The sequence below is a fragment of the Halomonas sp. WWR20 genome, assembly GCF_054602495.1.
On record NZ_JBTRHR010000003.1, the window covers coordinates 307,353 to 329,068 of the forward strand.

Here is a 21,716-nt window from a genome sequence, read left to right on the forward strand (position 1 = left end):
AGGATAAGTACATGGCAAGGAAACTAAGCCTTTCGGAAATTGCAACGCAAGTTCATCAAGCTTGGCCTGGTAATTCCGGTCTTGATGCTGGAGATCCGCCGACATTACATGATTTAACTGAAGGCCTCCGTTTCACGCCTAACGATGGCAGAATCTGGTTCGATGATCGCCGCATGGTACTGTTCGGGGCCAATTCGTTCGGGGCTTTGCGCCGTGAGCTAATCGAAGCTCTAGGTCCTACCGGTGCGCGTAGCTTATTGATGCGCGTAGGCTTTTCAGCCGGCGCTGCAGATGCGGCTTTCGTGCGTAAGCACTGGCCCCTAAGCGATGAGGCTGGCGTTTTGACAGCAGGAGAGCGGTTGCATGCAGTCATGGGCATGGTCAAGGTCGAAACTGTACGACGTGATCACGACATTCCGAATGGCGTCTTTGATGCGGAGTTTCTCTGGCATGCTTCTGCCGAAGCCGCCGAGCATATAAAGGCGTACGGTCTGTCTCGGGAGCCGGTCTGCTGGATGCAGTTGGGGTATGCTAGCGGTTACGCGAGCGCCTTCTACGGGAAGCGGGTGATATACCGTGAACTGGAGTGTGCCGGTTGTGGTTCGTCGTATTGTCGAATCGTAGGTGAGACGACAAGCCAAGACGAAGATGACATTGATGATCTAAGTTGGCTCAGTCTCGACGAGAAAATGTCGCGGGAAGCTAATAAGCCGCTTGGTCAGTCCAGGACGAAGACAGCGGCCGCCACGCCCTTTTCTGTCTTCTTCACTGAGAAAAGTGATTCTCAAAGAATCGTAGGCGTTTCAGCTGCGGTTAGTGTTGCATTACAAAAAATTGAGCGAGTTGCACCGACGCCAGCCACGGTATTGTTTAATGGGGAGTCCGGGGTTGGAAAAGACTTATTTGCTAACACGCTTCATTGTAAGAGCCTCTTAGCCGAAGGTCCTTTTGTCGCCCTTAATTGTGCTGCCATTCCTGCTCCGTTGGTTGAAGCAGAACTATTTGGGGTAGAAAAAGGGGCGTTCACAGGGGCCGAACGGAGCCGGCCTGGCCGGTTTGAACGGGCGAATGGAGGCACGCTCTTCCTTGACGAAATCCCGTCATTAAGTCTAGAGGCACAGGGTAAGCTGCTGCGCACCTTGCAAGACGGGGAAATCGAGAGGGTCGGTGGGGAGAAGCCGATCCAAGTTAACGTCAGAATTATCGCTGCCTCGAATAAAGATCTCTTCAATGAAGTACAAGCCGGTCGGTTCCGTGAAGACCTGTACTATCGTTTGAATGTCTTTCCGATCCGCCTTCCTCCTCTTCGAGAGCGCCGTGACGATATCCCTCTTTTAATCGATTACTTCTTATTACGTTATTCAAGGTTTTATAATAAAAACGTACCTGGACTCACCCGAAAAGCTATAGACACCCTACTGGATTATGACTATCCTGGGAATATCCGTGAACTCCAGAACTTAATAGAGCGCGGTGTCATTAACACTGCAGACTCCGAGCCAATAGATATTTTTCATATATTCGATGATATTAGCTTTGCTGCGGATCCTGGACTTCAAATCAATAATAAAGGCAGCTTGGAAAGAGCCGAAAAAAATATCGATAAATGGAAAGCCGAGGTATCGCAAGAAACCGTTAAACCCGGCAGCGATAGAGAAATTGACATATTATCAAGAGCGCTATCTAAGTCCGAAGGAAACGTGTCTCAAGCTGCAAGAGAGTTAGGAATAACGCGAGCTAAGCTGGCCTACCGAATTCAAAAGGCTGGGTTGGACCTTAGCACGTATCGATATCCAAAGAACTCCTAGAGTGGTTTTTCTTTGGTCTGATAGTAGGCATCGCTTGTAACTTGAAGCCGCCAAGCTTTCAGGGAGGTTGTGAAGGAACTTTAAAATGCTTGCGTAAGAAACTCGCGACGAGGAAGCGAAACTCTCTCTCGATCGTTAAGTTAAACGTGACGAGATCCCTGACCGTCAGGGTACTATTTCCGAAACTACTGGTACGGTGCAGCCTGGATGACAACCGAGAGATTACGGCATGCTTCACCTTCGCCCTGTGGCACATCGCTGGAGAAACTGATTCTGGCGGCCAAAGCATTAATGGGATATCGGGTGCTGCTCCCAAGAGAGCAGGTCACAGCGGGACTGGATCAGTACGAGTCGCGGATATAGGTAGGTTGGCATCGTCATATCACGCTGGTTGTAGCTGCTTATACCTCGCTGGTCATGCTGCGCCGACGGTTAGTTGAAGTAAGTCTGTTGCTGAGCCTGGGTGGGCAGTCCTGGCCCTTTCCTTGGCCTAGATACAGCGATGGTTTTGTCTCACACCTGTCAGCCTTGCAATGAGGTGACACAAGGTTGTATTGCGATGGTCTCATCGGTGTTGGCTTCACCAGCATTATCCTTGGGTGAGACACCCGCGAGGAACAGACGTCCTCTAACAGTTATCTCTAATTGAAACACCTAATGCAAAATAACAGTATAAAATTTACCCCCCGAGATATGCACGACGTACCTCGTCATTACTCAGCAGTGCCTTGCCTGTGTCATGGAGTACGACACGACCATGCTCCAGCACATAACCGCGATCAGCGATCGATAGGGCACGGTGCGCATTCTGCTCGACCAGAAAGATCGTCGTGCCCTCTTCGCACAACTTTTGGATAATTTCGAAAATCTGCGCGATGACAATCGGTGCCAACCCCAGCGACGGTTCATCAAGCAGCAGAAGCCGTGGACGGCTCATCAGTGCCCGGCCAATCGCAAGCATCTGCTGCTCGCCACCCGACATGGTGCCACCACGCTGATGAAAGCGCTCCTTGAGCCGCGGGAACAGCTCGAGAACATGCTCTTTTCCCGAGGCAATTTCGTCCTTGGAACGATAATACCCGCCCATGGCCAGGTTCTCTTCTACCGTCATGCCGGTAAAGATGCGTCGCCCTTCCGGCACGACGGCCAATCCCGAACGCATAATACGCGATGTCGGCTGCCCCTGGATCGCCTCCCCTTCGAAACGGATCGTGCCGGAAGTCGGACAGGGATCGCCGCAGATTGACATCAGCAAGGTAGTCTTGCCGGCTCCATTGGAGCCGACCAGGGTCACGATCTCTCCGCGGCGGACTTCCAGAGACACGGCATCCAATGCCTGTATGGGTCCGTAATGAGTCGTCAGATTCTCGATTTCCAGCATCGCCGTGGCCACATTCACTCCTCGCCCAGATAGGCCTTGATCACCTCGGGGTTGCGACGCACCTGTTCCGGTGTGCCTTCGGCCAACGGCTTGCCCTGGTTGACCACGTAGATTCGATCCGATATGCCCATGACTAGGCTCATGTCATGCTCGATCAATACCACGGTAATACCCTCCTCCTCCTTGAGGCGAACGATCAAGCGGTCCAAATCGTGGGTTTCGTTGGGATTCAAGCCCGCCGCCGGCTCGTCGAGCATTAGCAGTTTGGGTTGAGTCACCATGCAACGCGCGATCTCCAATCGTCGCTGCTGGCCGTAAGCCAGATTGCCGGCTTCGCGGTTGGCGTAATCTACCAGCCCCACCCGCTCCAACCAGTGCACCGCTCGATCCATGAGTTCACGTTCACGCTTACGGTATCCCGGGGTCAGGAACAGCCCTCTGAGCAGGTTGCGCTCGGCCTGCATGTGCTGGGCGACCAGCAGATTCTCGATAACCGTCATTTCCTTGAACAGGCGCACGTTCTGGAAGGTGCGTACCATCCCGGCCCGTGCAATCCTGAAACCGGGCAGGCGTTGCATGGCGCGACCTTCGAAGACCACTTCCCCCCCGGTCGGCCGGTAAAAACCGCTGATGCAGTTGAATACCGTGGTCTTGCCGGCGCCGTTGGGCCCAATGATCGAGACCACTTCGCGCGGGTAGACTTCCATGCTGACGCCATCCACCGCCAGCAGTCCCCCGAAGCGCATGGTCAGGTTATGCACGCTCAGCAAAGGGGAGCCGGATAAAGAAGAGTCAGCCACGTTTGAGCTCCATCTGGGGACGTTTGAGCGGTAGCAACCCTTGCGGACGCCAGACCATCATCAGCACCATGATCAGCCCGAACAGCAACATGCGGTATTCGTTGAACTCGCGAGCCAGTTCAGGCAATAACGTCATGGCGATCGCCGCGAGAATAACTCCCAGTTGCGAGCCCATGCCCCCAAGCACCACGATCGCCAAGACGATGGCCGACTCGATGAAAGTGAAAGACATCGGGCTGATGAATCCTTGGCGTGCGGCGAAGATCGAACCGGCAATGCCGGCGAAACTGGCACCGATGGTGAATGCCGACAACTTGATCCCGGTGGGATTCATGCCCAACGATCGACAGGCGATGTCATCTTCCCGCAGTGCCTCCCAGGCACGCCCAATGGGCATACGCATCAGGCGATAGATCACATAGGCCACGGCCAGTGCGAACAGCAGGGCCAGGATGTAGAGATAGATCACCTTGTGCGAAGGGTCATAGGCGATGCCGAAGAACTCGTGAAACGAGGTGTAACCTTCATCGGCACGACGTGCGAACTGCAAATTGAACAATGACGGCTCGGGGATGCGTGAAATGCCGTTGGGCCCGCCGGTGATCCCGGTCAGGTTATTGAGCAGGATACGGATGATCTCGCCAAATCCCAGGGTCACGATCGCCAGGTAATCGCCCCGCAAGCGCAGTACCGGGAACCCCAGCAAGTATCCACACAGTGCCGTCATTGCGCCGGCAAGCGGCAGCGCCTCCCAGAACGTAAAGCCGAAATAGCTGTTGAGCAGCGCATACGTATAGGCGCCTATCGCATAGAAGCCGACATAGCCCAGGTCGAGCAGCCCCGCCAGCCCCACCACGACATTCAACCCCAGCCCCAGCATCACATAGATCAGGGTGAGCGTCGCAATGTCCACGGCACTGCGCTGGGCAAGAAAAGGGAACAACAACAACGCGCCAATGGACAGCGCGATCATCAGGCGGCGTTGCGCGGGGTTCTCCAAAAACGCGGGCAGCCGTAAACGTGAGCCCTGTCGCACATGCTGGCGCATGCGCTGGAAGCGCTCTCTGAACAGCTGATAGAGGAATACGACGCCGGCCGCAAGCGCCAGCCAGAGCCAGGTCATCGGCCCATGCACGACCACGATAGTATCGACACCACTGGATTCGAGCTGAACGCCCAGCATCGAAGCCCCCAGCAACAGGGTCAGACCGGCGGCGAAGATCGCAGGTAGAAACTTTCCAGACATCAGATCTTCTCCACTTCGGGTTTGCCGAGAATGCCCCAGGGCCGAAATAGCAGGATCAGAATCAGCAGGCCGAAGGAGACCACGTCATTGTATTCCGTCGACAGATAGCCTCCGGTCAAGGCCTCGGCCACCCCCAGAATCAAGCCACCGAGCACCGCCCCAGGGACACTGCCGATTCCCCCCAGCACGGCAGCGGTAAACGCCTTGAGCCCGGCCAGGAATCCGATGTAGGGGTTGACCACCCCGTAGTACATCCCCAGCAGCAAGCCCGCCACCGCGGCCAACGCCGCGCCGATGACGAATGTCATGGAGATCACCAAGTCGGTATTGATACCCAGCAGGTTGGCCATCCCGCGATCCTGAGAGCAGGCACGGCATGCGCGCCCCAACCTCGAGCGTGAGATGAACAGCGCCAGCAGCGTCATGCTGACCAGCGTGACGCCAAAGATGATGATCTGCATGTAGGAAAGGTTGACGGCGAAGCCATCACCGCCAAACTCCCAGCCTCCCGGCAATAGGCTGGGAATCGCCTTGTCGCGTGAACCCTGTGCCAACAGGACGTAATTCTGCAGAAAAATGGACATGCCGATGGCGGAAATCAGCGCAATCAGCCGCTTCGAACCGCGCACCGGCCGATAGGCCACCCGCTCCACGGCGAAGGCATGCGCACTGGCAACGATGATTGCCACCAGTAGCGCCGCTGCCATTAAAAATATCGTGCTATCGATCCCCATCATCGACAGGCCGGTAATGACGATGAACGCGACATAGGTCGAGATCATGTAAATCTCGCCATGGGCGAAATTGATCATGCCGATGATGCCATAAACCATGGTGTAGCCGATGGCGATCAGCGCATAGGTGCTGCCTATGGTAAGGCCGTTGATCACCTGCTGCAGGAAGTAGAGCAAAGCTTCCATTGGAGTTACCTGCGCAAAGACGCCCGCCGGCTTATGGCCAGCCAAGCGTAAGAGACCGTCGCCAACGGCGACGGTCAATTAGCGGATGGGATTGGAGCTGTCAATGCGCCAGACTACTCGGCCTCGGTTTTGCTGCCGTCGGCGTGCCAGTTAAAGACCACGAAGTTGAACTCTTCGAGATCGCCGTTCTCATCATATTTGACTTCACCGATCGGCGTTTCGAAAGTGTTCTGGTGCAGATATTCGGCCACATCGAAGGGGTCGGTCGACCCCGTGGCCCGCATGCCCTCGGCCATCAACTGTACGGCAGTGTAGGCCGGCATGACGAAGGGTCCCGAAGGGTCCTGATTCTTGGCCTCGAAGGCTGCAACGAGTTCGGCATTCTTGGGATCGGTTTCGAACGCCTGAGGCAGCGTGACCAATAGCCCTTCGGACGCCTCGCCGGCAATCTTGGAAATATCCGGATTGCCCACGCCTTCAGGCCCCATGAACTGCGCGTCGAACCCCAACTCACTGGCCTGGCGCAGGATCAAGCCCAGTTCCGGATGGTAGCCACCGTAATAGACGAAATCGACGTTTTCGCGCTTGAGCTTGGAAATCAGCGACGAGAAGTTCTGCTGTCCCGCCGTGATGCCTTCGAATAGCACCACATTGACGCCCGCCTCATCGACGGTATCTTTCACCGCTGTGGCGACACCCTCACCGTACTGCTGCTTGTCATGAATGATCGCCATTCGCTCGGGCTTGATATGCTCGGCGATGAAGCGACCGGCCACCGGTCCCTGGGCATCGTCACGCCCGATGGTACGGAACACCGTCTCGTAGCCGGCTTCGGTGATGTCCGGGCTGGTCGACGCCGCGGTAATCATCAGGATGCCTTCTTCAGCATAGATGTCGGAAGCGGGCTGGGTCGCGCTCGAGCAGAGGTGCCCGACGACGAACTGCACGCCATCGTTGACAATCTGGTTGGCTACCGCAACGGCCTGTTTGGGTTCGCAGGCATCATCGTACTTCACGCCTTTAAGCATTTCTCCGTTGACGCCACCTCGCTCATTAATCTGCTCGATAGCCATTTCGGCGCCCGTAAACTGCATGTCCCCATACTGCGCCACCGGCCCGGTAACCGGTCCGGCTAGCCCGATGGTAATTTCGGCTTGTGCGCAGAGGCTGGTCATCCCTGCACCAACCGCCAACGTCAACAGAGACTTACGCATTATATTTTTCATGTGATTTTATCTCGTTGTTATTTCTGAACCCCGCCGCACGTACACGGCCAACCGGCATCATTATTGGCCTTGGAAAAGCGGGCTGTAAAGACACGTAACGTTTGCCTTCTCCAAGCACACCGCCCCCTTCATGCCAACACGGCCCTGACAAGAGCCGCCTTCTTGGCGTTAACCTCTTCCGAAGCGGTAGATGCCAGAGGAAACATGCCTCCTGGGCAGTGAAAGCAGTTGAATGGTTTTTGTGCCGAGAAGGGATTTCTCGATAGAGGACAGAGAGAACCGATAACGGAGATGAATTGACGGAGGAAATACCGCCTCGGCGGGGATAAGCATCCTGCCGAGGCGGTGAAGAGGCCCGATGACCAAAGCGGGAATCCACTAACCCAACTCTATCAAGCGCGCCTTCAAGGTATGCAACTGATCGCGCAGGCGTCCCGCTTCCTCGAATTCAAGATTCTGCGCCGCTTCGAACATGGCATCCTCCAGCTTGGAGACTTCCCGGCCAAGCTGCTCGGTGCTCATGTCACGCAGCGCCTCTGGCGTATATTGGCCAGGCGCCTCAGCCACACGCTGCTCGGCGCGTTTGCGACCGCCCTTCTTGCCCGGTACCTGAGCGCCTTCCATGATATCGGCTACCGAGCGGGTCACGGTACGCGGGGTGATGCCATGCTTCTCGTTATGAGCGATCTGCTTGTTTCGGCGTCGTTCAGTCTCGTCGATGGCACGCCGCATCGAGTCAGTAATCCGATCGCCATAGAGAATCGCTTTGCCGTTGGCATTACGTGCAGCGCGGCCGATGGTCTGGATCAACGAGCGTACGGCACGCAGGAACCCCTCCTTATCGGCATCGAGAATCGCCACCAAAGAGACCTCCGGGATATCCAGCCCCTCACGCAGCAGGTTGATCCCCACCAGCACGTCGAACTTGCCCAGACGCAGATCGCGGATAATCTCGACCCGCTCCACGGTATCGATGTCGGAGTGCAGGTAACGTACCCGGATACCATGCTCATCGAGGTACTCGGTGAGGTCCTCGGCCATGCGCTTGGTCAGCGTTGTCACCAACACACGCTCGCCCACTTCCGTGCGCAGCTTGATTTCGGACAGCAAGTCGTCGACCTGAGTCGTGGCCGGACGCACTTCGACGTCGGGGTCCACCAGACCGGTGGGACGCACCACCTGCTCGACCACCTGGCCGGCATGCGCTTCCTCATAGGGCCCGGGCGTCGCGGACACGAACGTCGTTTGGGGAATGATCGATTCCCACTCGGCAAAGGTCATCGGCCGGTTGTCGAGCGCCGACGGTAGGCGAAAGCCATACTCCACCAGTGTTTCCTTGCGCGAACGGTCGCCCTTGTACATGCCTCCCACTTGCGGAACACTGACGTGAGACTCATCGATGAACAACAGGGCATCGTCGGGCAGATAGTCGAAGAAAGTCGGTGGCGGCGCTCCCGTAGCCCGTCCGGACAGGTAGCGGGAATAGTTTTCAATGCCGTTGCAGTAGCCCAACTCGAGCATCATCTCGATGTCATACAGGGTCCGTTGCTCCAGCCGCTGGGCCTCGACCAGCTTATCCTGCTTGCGCAGCACCGCCAGACGCTCCGCCAACTCCTCCTTGATCGACTCGATGGCATCCAGGATGGTCTGTCGCGGCGTCACATAGTGGGTCTTGGGATAGATTGTCACGCGGGGCAGCTTGCCACGCATTTCGCCGGTCAATGGGTCGAACAGCCGGATGGTATCGATCTCATCATCGAACAGCTCGATGCGCACCGCTTCATCCTCGGAGTCGGCGGGAAAGATGTCCATGACATCGCCGCGCACGCGGTAGGTACCGCGACGAAAATCCATGTCGTTACGCGTGTATTGCAGCTCCGCCAGCCGGCGCAGAAAATCGCGCTGATCGATGCGGTCGCCACGATCGAGATGGATGACCATCTGCAGGTACTTGGCCGGATCCCCCAGGCCGTAGATTGCCGAGACGGATGCCACGATCAGTGCATCGCGGCGCTCCAGCAATGCCTTGGTCGCCGAGAGTCGCATTTGCTCGATGTGATCATTGATCGAGGCATCCTTCTCGATGAAGGTATCCGATGACGGTACATAGGCTTCAGGTTGATAGTAATCGTAATAAGATACGAAATACTCGACGGCATTGTCGGGAAAGAACGACTTGAATTCGCCGTACAGTTGCGCCGCCAGCGTCTTGTTGGGCGCCATGACGATCGTGGGACGCTGCAGATGTTCCACCACATTGGCAATGGTGAACGTCTTGCCGGAGCCGGTCACCCCAAGCAGCGTCTGATGGGCCAGCCCGGCTTCCAGTCCGCTTATCAGGCTTTGAATGGCGGCAGGTTGGTCACCGGCGGGACGATATTGCGACTGAATACGGAATGGTTTGCTCATGGTTCTCAGATGGGGCTCGTGCCCCTCGGGTTCAAGGCATGTCTTCGCAGGACAGCAGAGCTTACCCTGGTCTGCCTGACAGCGGCGGACTCCGGCGTTGATTGAGGGTACATTCGGTCGTCCCTAGCGACGCGCCTTGAACCCCAGCGACTCGACCTTGTTGATCAGTACTTCAGGCCTCACCTGGCCCTCGACTTCGGCGCCATGACGATCGACCTCTGCACTGTCGACGCCCTCGATCATCATGAGCGCGGCCGTGACCCGGTTGACGTCATCCAGGGTTTTTACCCCTTCGAAACTTAAAGAGATAATGGCCATAATGCCTCCAGCGTCTCGATGATTGAATAATCCAGCGTTGCAATTGCCGCAGTCTAGCATGGCGAATACCGCCCCGCGGTTGGAAAAGGCGTCAGGGTCCCAATAGTGTAATCTCTATGCTACGGGCGAATACCGCCGCACTCAGTTGATCAGGGAGTTGTTGCCATGAATGATTGGACGGCCCATCTCGAGGCGCGAGGAGCACACATGCCGGCTCCCGAGAGTTGCGATTTCGGCGATGGACATCAGGCACGCCTGCCTCTGGAAAAAACAGTCCTGGCCCCTCTGCCGCATCTCGGCGTGCTTGAAGTCGATGGCGTGGATGCCAAGGCTTTTCTTCAGGGACAGACCAGCACCCAGGTATCGCTAGCCGATGGGACCTTTGCCCCCTTGACGGCTTTCTGCACCGCCAAGGGGCGTATGCTGGCCAATGCCCAGTTGCTGCAGGTGGCTCCCGAACGCTACTGGCTGATACTCGACACCCGCCTGACGGTATCGCTGCATGAACATTTGGGAAAGTTTGCGGTTTTCTACAAGCTTGCCATCACGGTTCGTGACGACATTGCCCTGCTGGGGCTCATCGGTGAAGAGGCTCCGGCGCTGCTGGAGACTTGCCTGAAGAGGGTACCCTCCGGCCAATGGAGCATGACGCATTCCGGCGAGACCCTCATCGCTCGTCATCCGGGTCCCATGCCTCGCTTTTTACTCTGTACGCCACAAGACCAGGCCGCGCCGCTCTGGGACAGATTGGCCGATAGCGCAACACCGGTGGGCAACGCCGTATGGCAGCTACACGACATCCAGGCCGGGCTGGCATGGATGACCCAAGCCCATCAGGACACCTACCTGCCTCAGATGCTCAATTGGGAGGCCCTGGGGGGCATCAGCTTCCGCAAGGGCTGCTATACCGGACAGGAAGTCGTGGCCCGGGCTCACTTTCGCGGCCAGGTCAAGAAGCGCTTGATGCGGGCCAAACTTGAGGGCAGCGAGCTGCCTTCTCCCGGCACACCGGTTGAAAACGCTGACGGCAAAAAACTAGGCGACGTATTCCGCGCAGCCGCCGACGCCGATGGACAGGTTGAAATCCTGGCGGTGGTGACCACACGCGATACACCGGATACGCTACAGGTCAATGGCGTGCCGCTCACACCATTGACACTGCCCTATGCGGTTGAGCGGCTGGACCCTGAAAGCCTGGTGCCCCAGACCGCTAGCTGAGACCCAGCAATTGCCGCGCATTCGCCGTACTGTGTGCGGCGATAGTCTCCGGGTCCTGCCGACGAAGTTCGGCGATACAATCACGGATATAGGGTAGCCGGGCAGGCTCGTTTCGCTGGCCCTGGTATCCGGCTATCGGCATGTCCGGGCTATCACTTTCAAGTACGAAACCATCGTTGGGGAGTGCCTCTACGGCCCGGCGTAGACGCTGCGCCCGGTCATAGGTGACAGCTCCCCCCAATCCGATACGGTATCCCAGATCCAGAAACCGGTGCGCCTGTTCAGGGCTCCCGGCAAAAGCATGTATTATCCCCCCCGCCGGCAGGTCGAGTTCACGTAGACGTTTGGCCACCTTGTCATTGGCATGCACGCAATGAATGATCACGGGGAGCTTGCGCACCTTGGCCAGGCGGAGTTGCGCATCGAACCAGTGCCATTGCGCATCCAGCGTGTCAAAGCGTGCATCGATGCCGCACTCCCCGAGCGCGACCACTTCGGGATGTGCCTCGAGCTGGGTTTCCAGCGCCTCGAGATCCTGCTCGGTGTGTTCGTCCGGGAAATAGGGATGCAGGCCAAGACACAGACTCACGTCGTCACGTTTGCCCAACGCAATGACCCCCTCCCAGCGGGCACGGGTCGTCCCGGGCACCACGAAATGCGCCACTCCCTCCTGGTGAGCGCGTGCGAACATGGCGTCTCTATCGTCCGCGAAATCATCGAAATCCAGATGGCAGTGCGTATCGATCATCATCAGCGTGCTCCTTGCGGGCGTAGACGGTCGGCGCAGAATCAGACGAGGTCTGGCCAGAGTGAACCAGGCGATTCTCAACTATCGGAGGGCGGCAGCTCGGACGTGCAATGTCCGCAACGCGTCGCCCTGAGAGGAATCGTCAAAAAGCAGAATGGGCAGGCCTTATCGGTGGGCGCCTTGGGGGCCACCGTCTCCTCACGCTTGAGGCGATTGATGGTGCGCACCAGCAGGAAGACGGCAAACGCCACGATAACGAAACTGACCGCAGCATTAAGAAACAGACCGTAGTTGATGGTCACCGCGCCAGCCTCGCGTGCCTCGGCCAACGACGGGTAGGGGCCTGGCAAGGCTCCCGACTTGACTACCCAAAAGAAGTTGGAAAAATCCACACCACCGATAAGCACCCCCAGCAGGGGATTGAGAATATCCTTGACCAGGCTCTGCACGATGAGCGTGAATGCCCCGCCAATGATAATCCCCACCGCCATATCGACGACGTTGCCTTTAACGGCGAACTCACGAAACTCCTTGAAAAACTTCGATGCCATAGCGTGTAACTCCTTGTCGCCAAGCGGCCCTCATCCCTGGGCCCGGTAAAATCGACTGCGTACCGGAATGGACCGCCTTTTCAGCATTGGCCAGACGGGGGCCCTCGGCAAGCTCCCGCGTTTTAATGTTCGCGTGTGGCCTGGAAGCGCACCTCCGGCCAGCGTTCCTGAGTCATTTGCAGGTTCACCCGGGTCGGCGCCAGGTAGGTCAGGTAGTCGCCACCATCCAGAGCCAAGTTGAGGCTTGCCTTGCGCCTGAACTCGTCGAGTTTCTTGGCATCGTCGCAGTAGATCCAGCGTGCGGTCTGGACATTGACCGGTTCGTACAGGCAATCAACCTTGTATTCCTCCTTGAGGCGGTGGGCCACTACATCGAACTGCAGCATACCGACCGCGCCGACGATCAAATCGTTATTGTCCAGCGGCAGGAACACCTGCGTCGCGCCTTCTTCCGAAAGTTGCTGCAGCCCCTTCTGTAACGCCTTCATCTTGAGCGGGTCGCGCAAACGAACACGCCGGAACAGTTCAGGCGCAAAGTGCGGAATACCCGTGAAACGCATATCCTCGCCGACGGTGAACGTGTCGCCGATCTGAATGGTGCCGTGGTTGTGCAATCCGATGATGTCTCCCGGCCAGGCTTCTTCGACATGCGAACGGTCAGCGGCCATGAACGTCAGCGCATCGGCGATCTTGACATCCTTGCCGATACGCACGTGGCGCATCTTCATGTTCTTGTCGTATTTGCCTGAGCAGACCCGCAGGAAGGCCACGCGGTCACGATGTTTGGGATCCATGTTAGCCTGGATCTTGAACACGAAGCCCGAGAAACGCTCGTCATCCGCTTCGACCGTACGCGTATCGGTTTCGCGTGCCAGCGGAGCGGGAGCGTATTCGACGAAACCGTCGAGCATCTCTCGAACCCCGAAGTTGCCCATCGCGGTACCAAAATAAACCGGCGTCAACTCACCGCGCCGGTACGCTTCGAGATCGAACTCGTGGGAGGCGCCTCGTACCAATTCGACCTCCATGCGCAGTTCTTCGGCCTGATCCGCCCCGAGCGTCTCATCGACTTGGGGGCTGTCGAGCCCTTCGATGCGAATATCGTCGGGGATACGGCTGCCCTGGCCCTGCTTATAGAGATGAATCACATCATTATAGAGATGGTAGACCCCTCTGAAATGACGTCCCATGCCAATCGGCCAAGTCATCGGCGCACATTGGATATTGAGCACCGTTTCCACTTCATCCATGACTTCAATGGGATCACGAATGTCGCGGTCCATCTTGTTGATGAAAGTGAGGATCGGCGTCGTTCGCAACCGACACACTTCCATCAGCTTGATGGTGCGCTCCTCGACCCCTTTGGCCCCGTCAATCACCATCAGTGCCGAATCCACCGCCGTCAGCGTGCGGTAGGTATCTTCAGAGAAGTCTTCGTGACCCGGCGTATCAAGCAGGTTGACGATGCGTCCGTTGTAGGGGAACTGCATGACGGACGTGGTCACCGAGATACCACGTTCCTGCTCCATCTTCATCCAATCCGATGTCGCATGGCGCTCCGCGCGCTTGCTCTTGACCGAGCCCGCCAACTGAATGGCATTGCCGAACAACAACATCTTTTCGGTAATGGTCGTTTTGCCCGCATCAGGGTGACTGATGATCGCAAATGTACGTCTGAGCCCAGTCTGTTGGGCTATTTTGGGTTCTGACATGTGTTGCTTTTGCCATTTTGTCCTCAAGCCTGTCCTGGCCCTTGCCAAATATCAGGCTTGAATAGGTGAAGTAACTCATCTAACTAACGCTTATGCCGCGCATCATACCACTGCCAAGCAGTAACGTGGATGGGGAGGCACAACCTGACGAAGCTGGTCTCGTCGGGTGCCCCTCTGCTCATTGCTTCCAGCCATGTAGGTGACGCGCCAGAGGCCGGCTCTTCCGGACAACGGATCGGATTTCAGTGCCGCCGTTCCGCTCCGCACGCCTCGTGGGTATGGATGGCTCTCGGCGGCACTCTGTCTTTCACATTGGCTCGGTTGTCACTAGCCCTGTTAACCAAGAATCTAACCTTGGAAGATTAGATAAATCAGCAACGGCTGCATGCCGCAGCGTTATAATTGAACGCCAGTTCAATTTAGCGGTGCTTACATTGAAAGCCAGCTACTACCCTGCAGCCATCAAATATAAAACCTGGGTAAACGCGCACCCGGATAGCTGGGCTGTGGTCCGGGAATATGACGGCAAATATTCAATCATTGAACGATTCGATTCTTACCGCGAAGCCGAACACCGGGCCGCTCAGCTAAGCCGGACAAGTCGAGTCCCGATGTCGCGCATGGACCCGGGGCATGGGCCGCCAATAGCGCCGGCTACCTGAGTCGCAATCCTGTTCGCTGTCTCTTGCCGACGACAGCGGGCGCTGCCGAAAAGCGCCTTCAATTAATTGCAGCTGCAGGTGATCGATAGGCTATAAGTTTATCAAGCATGGCCTCGCCATGCTTCAAATCGGCAACAGCGATAAACAGGATCGAGGACAAGGAGAAGACCGTGCTTAAGAAACCACTCGTTTCAGCGGCAGTTATAGCCACGCTTGTCGTTACGATTCCCGCCATAGCGGAGCAAGGAAGCGCAGAGAGCCGCCTTCGGGACCCTCATCAAGAGAAGTATCATCAGAATGAACGGGAGCGCATCGGTTACTTTACGGTCAATGATCAGCAGGATAATCAATACCGGAGGGGATACGGCAACCAGAATATCATCAGCGCCCCGAATGCCGATAGTCAACCACGTGGCGAAGGCGATCAAGGTGCCGAAGAGGCTAACCAAGGGGGGTCCGGTGGCCCCTATAATAGCCAAGGAGGCTAACGACTCTGCCACCTTCTGAACATTACATTTTGGCACTCCGAGATTGTGGGTTCGCCAGCGAGAATCTGAGTACGTCGAGATCCTGCTCGGCGTCAGTCTCGATAAATTTTGCCAACACTCGTGCCGCCTCATTGCAGGTAAAGGCTTCATATGAAGTGATGAAGGTATGACAGAAACGGCAACGTAGCCGGTCTGTAGGCCTGGGAATGCCTTTCCAGAAGCTGTTTTTATGACAATTGGGGCAAGTGACGCTCCGCGAGCGGTTAAACATCGTGTTACCTGACGGCTTATAAAGCGAGCAAGTTAACACTCGACGCAAGCCGCTTATATTAGCCGGAAGTTGTTTTTATGAATTGGTTATTTTTCAGGGTACAACTAAGCCTCTAGAACCAGATGTCTTTAACCACCACATGACCTTACAAAACAGTAATCAAATTGTCATTTCGTTAACTGTATCCTTCGATACCAGGCAGGAAGCCGATGGAGTACGAGGATACGTACTCGACAGGATGTCGCAGCACATGGATGTGCCCCTGCGTATAGTCAAAAGGCTCTTTTTATCTAGGCATCCTTGAGGGTCGCCTACACGCCTACGCCTGGCACTTTGTTTTTCTTGGTGTTTATTCGCTACGCTTGGATAAGAACGTGATACGAAAGTACTCCTGACGCCAAGAAACGGATGCCAAGAAACGCATTATGGAAACTCAACGACACGACCCCGAGGATCTTGAAGAATTGCTGGCCTTTCTGGAGCAGTCGAGCAGCCACCAGGATACCGAGCAAGTCAGCATCGACGCCATGCTCAGTGCCGTGGGGCGTCGTTCATTTGGCGCCCTCTTGTTGGTGCCCGGCCTGCTTGTCTTTTCTCCCTTGAGTGGGATACCGGGGTTGCCTTCACTATGTGGAGTGCTGGTAGCGTTAATTGCCGGACAGTTACTCGCGGGACGCTCGCATTTCTGGTTACCACAATGGCTGCTGAAGCGCTCTGTTCCTCGCGAACGCTTCCTGAGCGCGCTGCATTTTCTGCAACCCGGCGCTCGCTGGGTCGACAAATTCATCAAGTCTCGCCTGCAGTTCCTGACTCATGGAGCCCCCATTCCTTTGGTCGCCATCATCTGCCTGCTTATCGCCTTCAGCATGCCGCCCCTGGAATTGATTCCTTTCGCCAATAGCCTTTCCGGTGCTGCGCTGTCCGCGATTGGGCTTAGTCTCATAGCACGCGATGGGGTCTTGCTTGTCGCAACCCTCGCACTTTATCTCGCAGGTCTCGGGATCCTTCTTTACCGGTTCCTGTAAACGGGGCGCTGGCAATGGCGAGACGGATCAGACGGTTACGTCCCGCCCCACTACTGAGGTAGCACCAGGGCCAAAGGCGCGGTGTGGGTGTAGAACTGCTGCGGTACGCGGCTTCAGGTATGATAGGCAGACGTGCAATGTGGAGCCGTCATGCATCAGCCGCTGCCCCTGTCTACCCCGAACCGTAACCTGGTCCGCCTGACCATCGTCCGTGGCATCACCTGGACAGGGTTTCTCGCCGCCATCATCTTCGGCATCGAAATGCTGGGATTCCAGCTTCATGTCATACCCGTAATCGCCATTATCGTCGCCATGGGCATGGTCAACGTGGCGACATGGTGGCGATTGGGTCGGCCCCGTGCCATCACCGACACCGAGTATCTGCTGCACTTGCTCACCGATATCGCCGGTCTGACGCTGCTTTTTTATTTTACCGGCGGCTCGACCAATCCTTTCATTACCTATTACCTGGTTCCCGTCACCATTGCCGCGGCGACTTTGCCGTGGCTTTACGCCTGGATTATCGCCAGTGCCGCGATGGCCGGTTATACGCTTCTCATGTTGTTTTTCGAACCCGTGCCGCAACTCAGCAATAGTTTTGTGGGGACCGACATTCGCCTACATATTCTTGGCATGTGGCTGAATTTCGGCTTGTCCGCGGGTCTGGTCACCTTCTTCATCTTCAAGATGGCCCTGGCCCTGCGTCGTCGCGATCATACGCTGTCACGCACGCGCGAGGCCGCCCTGCGCAATGAACAGGTGCTGGCAGTCGCCACCCAGGCGGCAGGCACCGCCCACGAGCTGGGAACGCCGCTTTCCACTATGGCCGTGTTGCTCAAGGAAATGCGGGCGGATGCCCACGACAATCCCCTGCTAATGGAGGATATCGATCTGCTGCGCAACCAGGTCGACACCTGCAAGTCACGACTGCAGCATCTAGTGGCCAATGCCGATAGGCGGCGCCTGGCCAAGCCCGAGGCGCGGCCTGCCGAGGCTTGGCTGAATGAGGTCATTCAGCGCTGGCTGGTATTGCGTCCCGATGTCAGTCACCGTACAGAGAAGCTTGGCAAGCGGGGAACGCCCTGGATCGCGGTCGACGCGACGCTGGAGCAGGCGTTGATGAACCTGCTGAACAATGCCGCCGATGCCAATCCCGACAATGTCCTCATCAGCCTGGACTGGAATCAGGAGGAAGTGGTTATCGATATCCGTGACCATGGTCCGGGCATCGCAATGTCAATAGCCGACCAGTTGGGGGACACCTTTGTGTCGACGAAGAGCAAGGGCATGGGCATCGGCCTGTTTCTAACCCACGCCACTATCAACCGCTTCGGCGGTGGCGTCAGTCTTTTTAACCATGAGGAAGGTGGTACCCTAACCGAGGTCAAACTGCCCCGAACCCCGGCCAAATAGACCATTTGACCTGCACGCTCCTGAAGGAAATCGCATGACCTCCTCTGAACGCTTGTTGATAATCGATGACGATGAACAGTTCTGCTTTGTCATGGCAAGAGCCATGCGTCGGCGTGGATTCGATGTCGTTACGGCACAAACCGCCGCCGAAGCGTTACAGCTCGCCCAGCAGATGCCCCCGACTCTAGCGACACTGGATCTGAAACTGGAAGAAACCTCGGGGCTCAAGCTGCTTCCCGAGCTGCTGGATTTAGCGCCTGACTGCCGTGTCGTGGTGCTGACAGGCTATTCAAGCATCGCCACGGCCGTCGAAGCCATTAAGCTCGGTGCCGTCAATTACCTCTGCAAGCCCGCCGACGCAGATGAAATCCTGATGGCGCTGAATCGCGAGGTAGGCGATCCGGATATCAACATTTCCGAGACGCCGCCCTCGATCAATCGGGTCACCTGGGAGCACATTCAGAAAGTACTGCAGGAACATGACGGTAATATCTCCGCCACCGCCCGTGCACTAGGCATGCACCGCCGCACGCTGCAACGCAAGCTTCAGAAGCGTCCTGTCAGGCATTGAGCGAGCGATTGACGCCCGCTATTGCGCCGTCCAGCCGAGATCGATGTTCCAACTGGCCCCGGTCACCGCACCGGCATTCTCCGACGCCAGATAAGCCACTAGCAATGCCACTTCGGAAGGATCGATCAATCGCTTGATCGCCGCATTTTTCAACAGTACGTTAGCGACGACTTCCTGCTCGCTCAGGGCATGTATTTTCGCCTGATCGGCAATCTGGCTCTCCACCAGCGGCGTCTGCACGTAGGCCGGACATAGCGCGTTGGCGGTAATACCGTCTGCCCCGCCTTCCAATGCGGCCGTGCGTGTCAATCCAATCAAGCCATGCTTGGCACTGACATAGGCTACCTTGCCGGCCGAGGCCACCTGGGAATGGATCGAGGCGATATTGATGATCCTTCCCCATTGCGCTTGGCGCATATACGGCCAGACGGCTTGGCTGAGCAAAAACGGCGCCGTCAGCATCAGATCCATCATCTGACGCCATCTTGCTTCGGGAAACTCCTCGATAGTCGCTATATGCTGTATGCCCGCATTATTGACCAGAACATCGACATGTCCGAAGCGTTTAACCGCTTCCTCGACCGCCTGGCGACATGCACCGGCCTGGGTCAGGTCGGCGTGGAAGAAAGCCGCTCCCGCCGCTTCGGCGACGTTCTCGCCCGCAGCGCTGGCATCGACCGCCAGCACTTGCATCCCTTCCTGACAGAACAGTTTGACGACAGCCTCACCGATACCGCTAGCCGTGCCGGTCACCAGAGCGACGCGGGGATTACCGGGAGTGGAGGTTATGCTCATCGTGCGCTCCTTGACGATGGGAAATGACTTTCAGCATACGTCGGTCCAGAGCGCTCGCGCTACCTCAAGCCGTGGGGGTCATCACTTGCTGCATCAGACGCTGCGCTAAGCGACTGGCTTCCAACATGCCGTCAAGCTCGCGTAGATCATCCAGCAGCTCACAGCGCCACAACGCTCCATCGCCGACGACCCATTCGCCACGCATCGGGTAGTTGCCACTTGGCAGCGCCACGACACGGTCTTCCACTGCCTTGGCCTTGGCCTTGTCCGTGTCGGCCGGGCTGGATAGCGGCTCGACCAAGACCAGCGAAAGCGATAAGGGGGTCATCAACACGCCAAGCAGTTCTTCGAAATGCCATTGAAAGCACAGTGCATCGACTCCCAGGCGCGGATTCCGCCGTTCACCATGTTTATGCTCGGCGGCATGCTGGCCTGTATAGCAGGACGCCAGATGCCGAAGCCGAGAATAGTGCCGGAGAGATAGAGACTGCATGGAAGCTTACCCGTATCGCTGAAAACGGAACGTTGCCGCCGGCAGGGACGGCTGATACGGCTACCCCGCGGCCACGAGCTGTTAGACTATAGTGACAGCCTATTTGAACATCAATGCAGGAGAGCAACATGCAGTCATCGGAGCGCCTTGCTGAAGCGGTGCGTATTGCAGAGTTGGCCGGGCAGCGCATTATCGAGGCCCGCCAATCCCAGGACTTCACGCACCATTACAAGGCAGGCAGCGAACTCGTCACCGAAACCGATATCGCCGTCGACAAGCTCATTGCCAGCGAACTCGACAAGCAATTCAGTGGCGAGGCGCGCCTGACCGAAGAGCTCTCCCCGGAGCGGGACACATTGCATAAGGATGGGCCTCTGTGGATCGTCGATCCCATCGATGGCACCGTCAATTTCGCTTATGGTCACCCCCATGTCGCGGTTTCCATCGCCTGGGCCAAAGATGGCAAGGTCCGCCTTGGGGTCGTTCATGCCCCTTTCCTCGGCGAGACATATACCGCAATCCGTGGAGAAGGCGCATCGCTGAATGGCAAGCCGATCAGAACCGCCGAGGTAAAGGAACTCACGTACAGCCTGGTAGGTACCGGTTTCCCCTATCGCCGTGATGGACGCACTCCACTGCTCAGACGTCTGACCGCGGTGCTTAACCAGTGCCGGGATATCCGACGCAACGGTTCTGCGGCGCTCGACTTGTGCAACGTGGCCTGTGGACGTCTCGATGCTTACTACGAAAGCGTGTCGCCCTGGGATTTTGCTGCGGGCTTGCTCATATCGCGGGAAGCCGGCGCCCGTACCGGACACCTGTATGACGTTCCGGATCATATGCCGGCAGACCTTTATGGTGAAAATCTCCTGGTAGCATCAGCTAACATCTATACACCGCTCAGAGAGCTTTTGAAGCGAGCGGATGCCGGTCAGCTCGACGCCCCGAGCGCGGATGATTTATCCTGACCGCCTTTCTTCGGCAGACTGAATTTCGCAGAGCACTCGTTTCTCAACTCCATACGCAGGTCATTAGCATCGTTATAGCGGGATATAATCAATGATGTAGGCAGGCACTATTGGTATCCGTATGGAAAATACGAAACAATGGCCAAAAATTCATCTGCTCTTCACTTACTTTAGGAGAGATAAATGCTCACCGTTATTTTCGGACGCCCGGGCTGTCCTTTTTGCGTTCGCGCCAAGGAACTAGCCGAACAGCTCAGCGAAGCGCGTGACGATTTTGGCTATCGTTATATCGATATCCATGAAGAAGGTATCACCAAGGCCGACATGGAAAAAACTATCGGCAAACCGGTGGACACCGTACCGCAGATTTTTGTCGATCAGACCCATATTGGTGGCTTCACCGAGTTCGATCAGTATGTTCGCGATAACGAATTGATGCCCGCTAGCGTCTAATGTCGGCCTCAAGCCTTTAGGCTATTCCCAGACGCTGACTATCAGACAGGCAGCATCTCGTCTTGCTTCCCTTCGCCGCCAGCGCTTGCTGGCGGCAATTGCTTTCGCCCCCCTAAACGTTGCAAAGCGTTGAATGGTCCTGGTGACTCTGTGCCTATACTCCTGAAATGGACAGGCAACATGGTATGCACCATGAGGACCTGATACCCACCAATAACTATCCCAGCAGTAGGTTGGCCA

20 protein-coding genes are annotated in these 21,716 nt (G+C 56.7%); 8 read left to right on the plus strand and 12 right to left on the minus strand.

Translation table 11 applies throughout. The annotated features are described in order from the left end of the window. The first annotated feature begins 11 nt into the window (after window positions 1-11). A complete protein-coding gene (locus ACW4DH_RS07885) occupies window positions 12-1,808 on the plus strand; it encodes a sigma 54-interacting transcriptional regulator (RefSeq protein WP_459635823.1) in 1,797 nt (598 codons plus the stop codon). A gap of 679 nt (window positions 1,809-2,487) precedes the next feature. Here the strand turns inward: ACW4DH_RS07885 and ACW4DH_RS07890 are convergent. The 7 genes from ACW4DH_RS07890 to ACW4DH_RS07920 all read right to left on the minus strand — a co-directional run bounded on the left by ACW4DH_RS07890 (window position 2,488) and on the right by ACW4DH_RS07920 (window position 10,108). Continuing rightward, window positions 2,488-3,189, minus strand: a complete 702-nt coding sequence (locus ACW4DH_RS07890; RefSeq protein WP_459635965.1) for an ABC transporter ATP-binding protein — start codon at window positions 3,187-3,189, stop codon at window positions 2,488-2,490. Between the two features lie 14 nt (window positions 3,190-3,203). Then, entirely contained in the window at window positions 3,204-3,935 is a 732-nt protein-coding gene (livG, locus tag ACW4DH_RS07895) for a high-affinity branched-chain amino acid ABC transporter ATP-binding protein LivG (RefSeq protein WP_459635966.1), read from the minus strand. A gap of 46 nt (window positions 3,936-3,981) precedes the next feature. Further along, window positions 3,982-5,235: a high-affinity branched-chain amino acid ABC transporter permease LivM gene (locus tag ACW4DH_RS07900; protein ID WP_459635824.1), complete on the minus strand. Its 1,254-nt coding sequence runs from the start codon at window positions 5,233-5,235 to the stop codon at window positions 3,982-3,984. Continuing rightward, window positions 5,235-6,155, minus strand: a complete 921-nt coding sequence (livH, locus tag ACW4DH_RS07905) for a high-affinity branched-chain amino acid ABC transporter permease LivH (RefSeq protein WP_459635825.1) — start codon at window positions 6,153-6,155, stop codon at window positions 5,235-5,237. Before livH ends, ACW4DH_RS07900 begins: the two co-directional genes overlap by 1 nt. A 113-nt stretch (window positions 6,156-6,268) precedes the next feature. Beyond that, the gene (locus ACW4DH_RS07910) at window positions 6,269-7,369 is read right to left on the minus strand and encodes a branched-chain amino acid ABC transporter substrate-binding protein (protein ID WP_459635826.1); all 1,101 of its coding nucleotides are present in this window, start codon (window positions 7,367-7,369) and stop codon (window positions 6,269-6,271) included. 390 nt (window positions 7,370-7,759) lie between these two features. Continuing rightward, window positions 7,760-9,790 (minus strand): excinuclease ABC subunit UvrB, encoded by a 2,031-nt coding sequence (gene uvrB, locus ACW4DH_RS07915; protein ID WP_459635827.1) that lies wholly within the window; start codon window positions 9,788-9,790, stop codon window positions 7,760-7,762. 123 nt (window positions 9,791-9,913) lie between these two features. Continuing rightward, entirely contained in the window at window positions 9,914-10,108 is a 195-nt protein-coding gene (locus tag ACW4DH_RS07920) for a hypothetical protein (RefSeq protein WP_459635828.1), read from the minus strand. 165 nt (window positions 10,109-10,273) lie between these two features. Between ACW4DH_RS07920 and ygfZ the strand changes: the two genes are divergently transcribed. Next, window positions 10,274-11,326: a CAF17-like 4Fe-4S cluster assembly/insertion protein YgfZ gene (gene ygfZ, locus ACW4DH_RS07925; RefSeq protein WP_459635829.1), complete on the plus strand. Its 1,053-nt coding sequence runs from the start codon at window positions 10,274-10,276 to the stop codon at window positions 11,324-11,326. Here the strand turns inward: ygfZ and ACW4DH_RS07930 are convergent. The 3 genes from ACW4DH_RS07930 to prfC form a co-directional block, all read right to left on the minus strand. After that, the gene (locus tag ACW4DH_RS07930; RefSeq protein ID WP_459635830.1) at window positions 11,319-12,077 is read right to left on the minus strand and encodes a TatD family hydrolase; all 759 of its coding nucleotides are present in this window, start codon (window positions 12,075-12,077) and stop codon (window positions 11,319-11,321) included. The two genes, ygfZ and ACW4DH_RS07930, sit on opposite strands and share 8 nt — an antisense overlap. 74 nt (window positions 12,078-12,151) lie before the next feature. After that, complete coding sequence (gene mscL, locus ACW4DH_RS07935) at window positions 12,152-12,625, minus strand: large-conductance mechanosensitive channel protein MscL (protein ID WP_459635831.1); 474 nt, start codon at window positions 12,623-12,625, stop codon at window positions 12,152-12,154. Window positions 12,626-12,747: 122 nt separating this feature from the next. Further along, window positions 12,748-14,337 carry a peptide chain release factor 3 gene (gene prfC / locus ACW4DH_RS07940; RefSeq protein WP_459635832.1) on the minus strand — a complete coding sequence of 530 codons (1,590 nt, stop codon included), beginning with the start codon at window positions 14,335-14,337 and terminating at the stop codon, window positions 12,748-12,750. 832 nt (window positions 14,338-15,169) lie between these two features. On the opposite strand from prfC, the gene ACW4DH_RS07945 reads away from it, so the two are divergent. The 4 genes from ACW4DH_RS07945 (at window position 15,170) to ACW4DH_RS07960 (ending at window position 18,767) form a co-directional block, all read left to right on the plus strand. Beyond that, entirely contained in the window at window positions 15,170-15,487 is a 318-nt protein-coding gene (locus ACW4DH_RS07945) for a hypothetical protein (RefSeq protein WP_459635833.1), read from the plus strand. Window positions 15,488-16,183: 696 nt separating this feature from the next. Next, entirely contained in the window at window positions 16,184-16,783 is a 600-nt protein-coding gene (locus ACW4DH_RS07950; protein WP_459635834.1) for an exopolysaccharide biosynthesis protein, read from the plus strand. A gap of 150 nt (window positions 16,784-16,933) precedes the next feature. Then, window positions 16,934-18,196 (plus strand): ATP-binding protein, encoded by a 1,263-nt coding sequence (locus ACW4DH_RS07955; protein ID WP_459635835.1) that lies wholly within the window; start codon window positions 16,934-16,936, stop codon window positions 18,194-18,196. 34 nt (window positions 18,197-18,230) lie between these two features. Next, window positions 18,231-18,767: a response regulator transcription factor gene (locus ACW4DH_RS07960; protein WP_459635836.1), complete on the plus strand. Its 537-nt coding sequence runs from the start codon at window positions 18,231-18,233 to the stop codon at window positions 18,765-18,767. A gap of 18 nt (window positions 18,768-18,785) precedes the next feature. Here ACW4DH_RS07960 and ACW4DH_RS07965 read toward each other — a convergent pair whose 3' ends face one another. Further along, entirely contained in the window at window positions 18,786-19,562 is a 777-nt protein-coding gene (locus ACW4DH_RS07965) for a 3-hydroxybutyrate dehydrogenase (RefSeq protein ID WP_459635837.1), read from the minus strand. A gap of 64 nt (window positions 19,563-19,626) precedes the next feature. Further along, window positions 19,627-20,055 (minus strand): [NiFe]-hydrogenase assembly chaperone HybE, encoded by a 429-nt coding sequence (hybE, locus tag ACW4DH_RS07970; RefSeq protein ID WP_459635838.1) that lies wholly within the window; start codon window positions 20,053-20,055, stop codon window positions 19,627-19,629. Between the two features lie 128 nt (window positions 20,056-20,183). On the opposite strand from hybE, the gene ACW4DH_RS07975 reads away from it, so the two are divergent. After that, complete coding sequence (locus tag ACW4DH_RS07975) at window positions 20,184-21,023, plus strand: inositol monophosphatase family protein (protein ID WP_459635839.1); 840 nt, start codon at window positions 20,184-20,186, stop codon at window positions 21,021-21,023. Between the two features lie 183 nt (window positions 21,024-21,206). Further along, complete coding sequence (locus ACW4DH_RS07980; RefSeq protein ID WP_459635840.1) at window positions 21,207-21,476, plus strand: GrxA family glutaredoxin; 270 nt, start codon at window positions 21,207-21,209, stop codon at window positions 21,474-21,476. Window positions 21,477-21,716: the final 240 nt, after the last annotated feature.

Coding starts and splice junctions, on each gene's coding strand:
- ACW4DH_RS07885 (WP_459635823.1), top strand. CDS start 12: ATGGCAAGGAAACTAAGCCTTTCGGAAATTGCAACGCAAGTTCATCAA.
- ACW4DH_RS07890 (WP_459635965.1), bottom strand. CDS start 3,189: ATGCTGGAAATCGAGAATCTGACGACTCATTACGGACCCATACAGGCA.
- livG (WP_459635966.1), bottom strand. CDS start 3,935: ATGCGCTTCGGGGGACTGCTGGCGGTGGATGGCGTCAGCATGGAAGTC.
- ACW4DH_RS07900 (WP_459635824.1), bottom strand. CDS start 5,235: ATGTCTGGAAAGTTTCTACCTGCGATCTTCGCCGCCGGTCTGACCCTG.
- livH (WP_459635825.1), bottom strand. CDS start 6,155: ATGGAAGCTTTGCTCTACTTCCTGCAGCAGGTGATCAACGGCCTTACC.
- ACW4DH_RS07910 (WP_459635826.1), bottom strand. CDS start 7,369: ATGCGTAAGTCTCTGTTGACGTTGGCGGTTGGTGCAGGGATGACCAGC.
- uvrB (WP_459635827.1), bottom strand. CDS start 9,790: ATGAGCAAACCATTCCGTATTCAGTCGCAATATCGTCCCGCCGGTGAC.
- ACW4DH_RS07920 (WP_459635828.1), bottom strand. CDS start 10,108: ATGGCCATTATCTCTTTAAGTTTCGAAGGGGTAAAAACCCTGGATGAC.
- ygfZ (WP_459635829.1), top strand. CDS start 10,274: ATGAATGATTGGACGGCCCATCTCGAGGCGCGAGGAGCACACATGCCG.
- ACW4DH_RS07930 (WP_459635830.1), bottom strand. CDS start 12,077: ATGATGATCGATACGCACTGCCATCTGGATTTCGATGATTTCGCGGAC.
- mscL (WP_459635831.1), bottom strand. CDS start 12,625: ATGGCATCGAAGTTTTTCAAGGAGTTTCGTGAGTTCGCCGTTAAAGGC.
- prfC (WP_459635832.1), bottom strand. CDS start 14,337: ATGTCAGAACCCAAAATAGCCCAACAGACTGGGCTCAGACGTACATTT.
- ACW4DH_RS07950 (WP_459635834.1), top strand. CDS start 16,184: ATGGAAACTCAACGACACGACCCCGAGGATCTTGAAGAATTGCTGGCC.
- ACW4DH_RS07955 (WP_459635835.1), top strand. CDS start 16,934: ATGCATCAGCCGCTGCCCCTGTCTACCCCGAACCGTAACCTGGTCCGC.
- ACW4DH_RS07960 (WP_459635836.1), top strand. CDS start 18,231: ATGACCTCCTCTGAACGCTTGTTGATAATCGATGACGATGAACAGTTC.
- ACW4DH_RS07965 (WP_459635837.1), bottom strand. CDS start 19,562: ATGAGCATAACCTCCACTCCCGGTAATCCCCGCGTCGCTCTGGTGACC.
- hybE (WP_459635838.1), bottom strand. CDS start 20,055: ATGCAGTCTCTATCTCTCCGGCACTATTCTCGGCTTCGGCATCTGGCG.
- ACW4DH_RS07975 (WP_459635839.1), top strand. CDS start 20,184: ATGCAGTCATCGGAGCGCCTTGCTGAAGCGGTGCGTATTGCAGAGTTG.
- ACW4DH_RS07980 (WP_459635840.1), top strand. CDS start 21,207: ATGCTCACCGTTATTTTCGGACGCCCGGGCTGTCCTTTTTGCGTTCGC.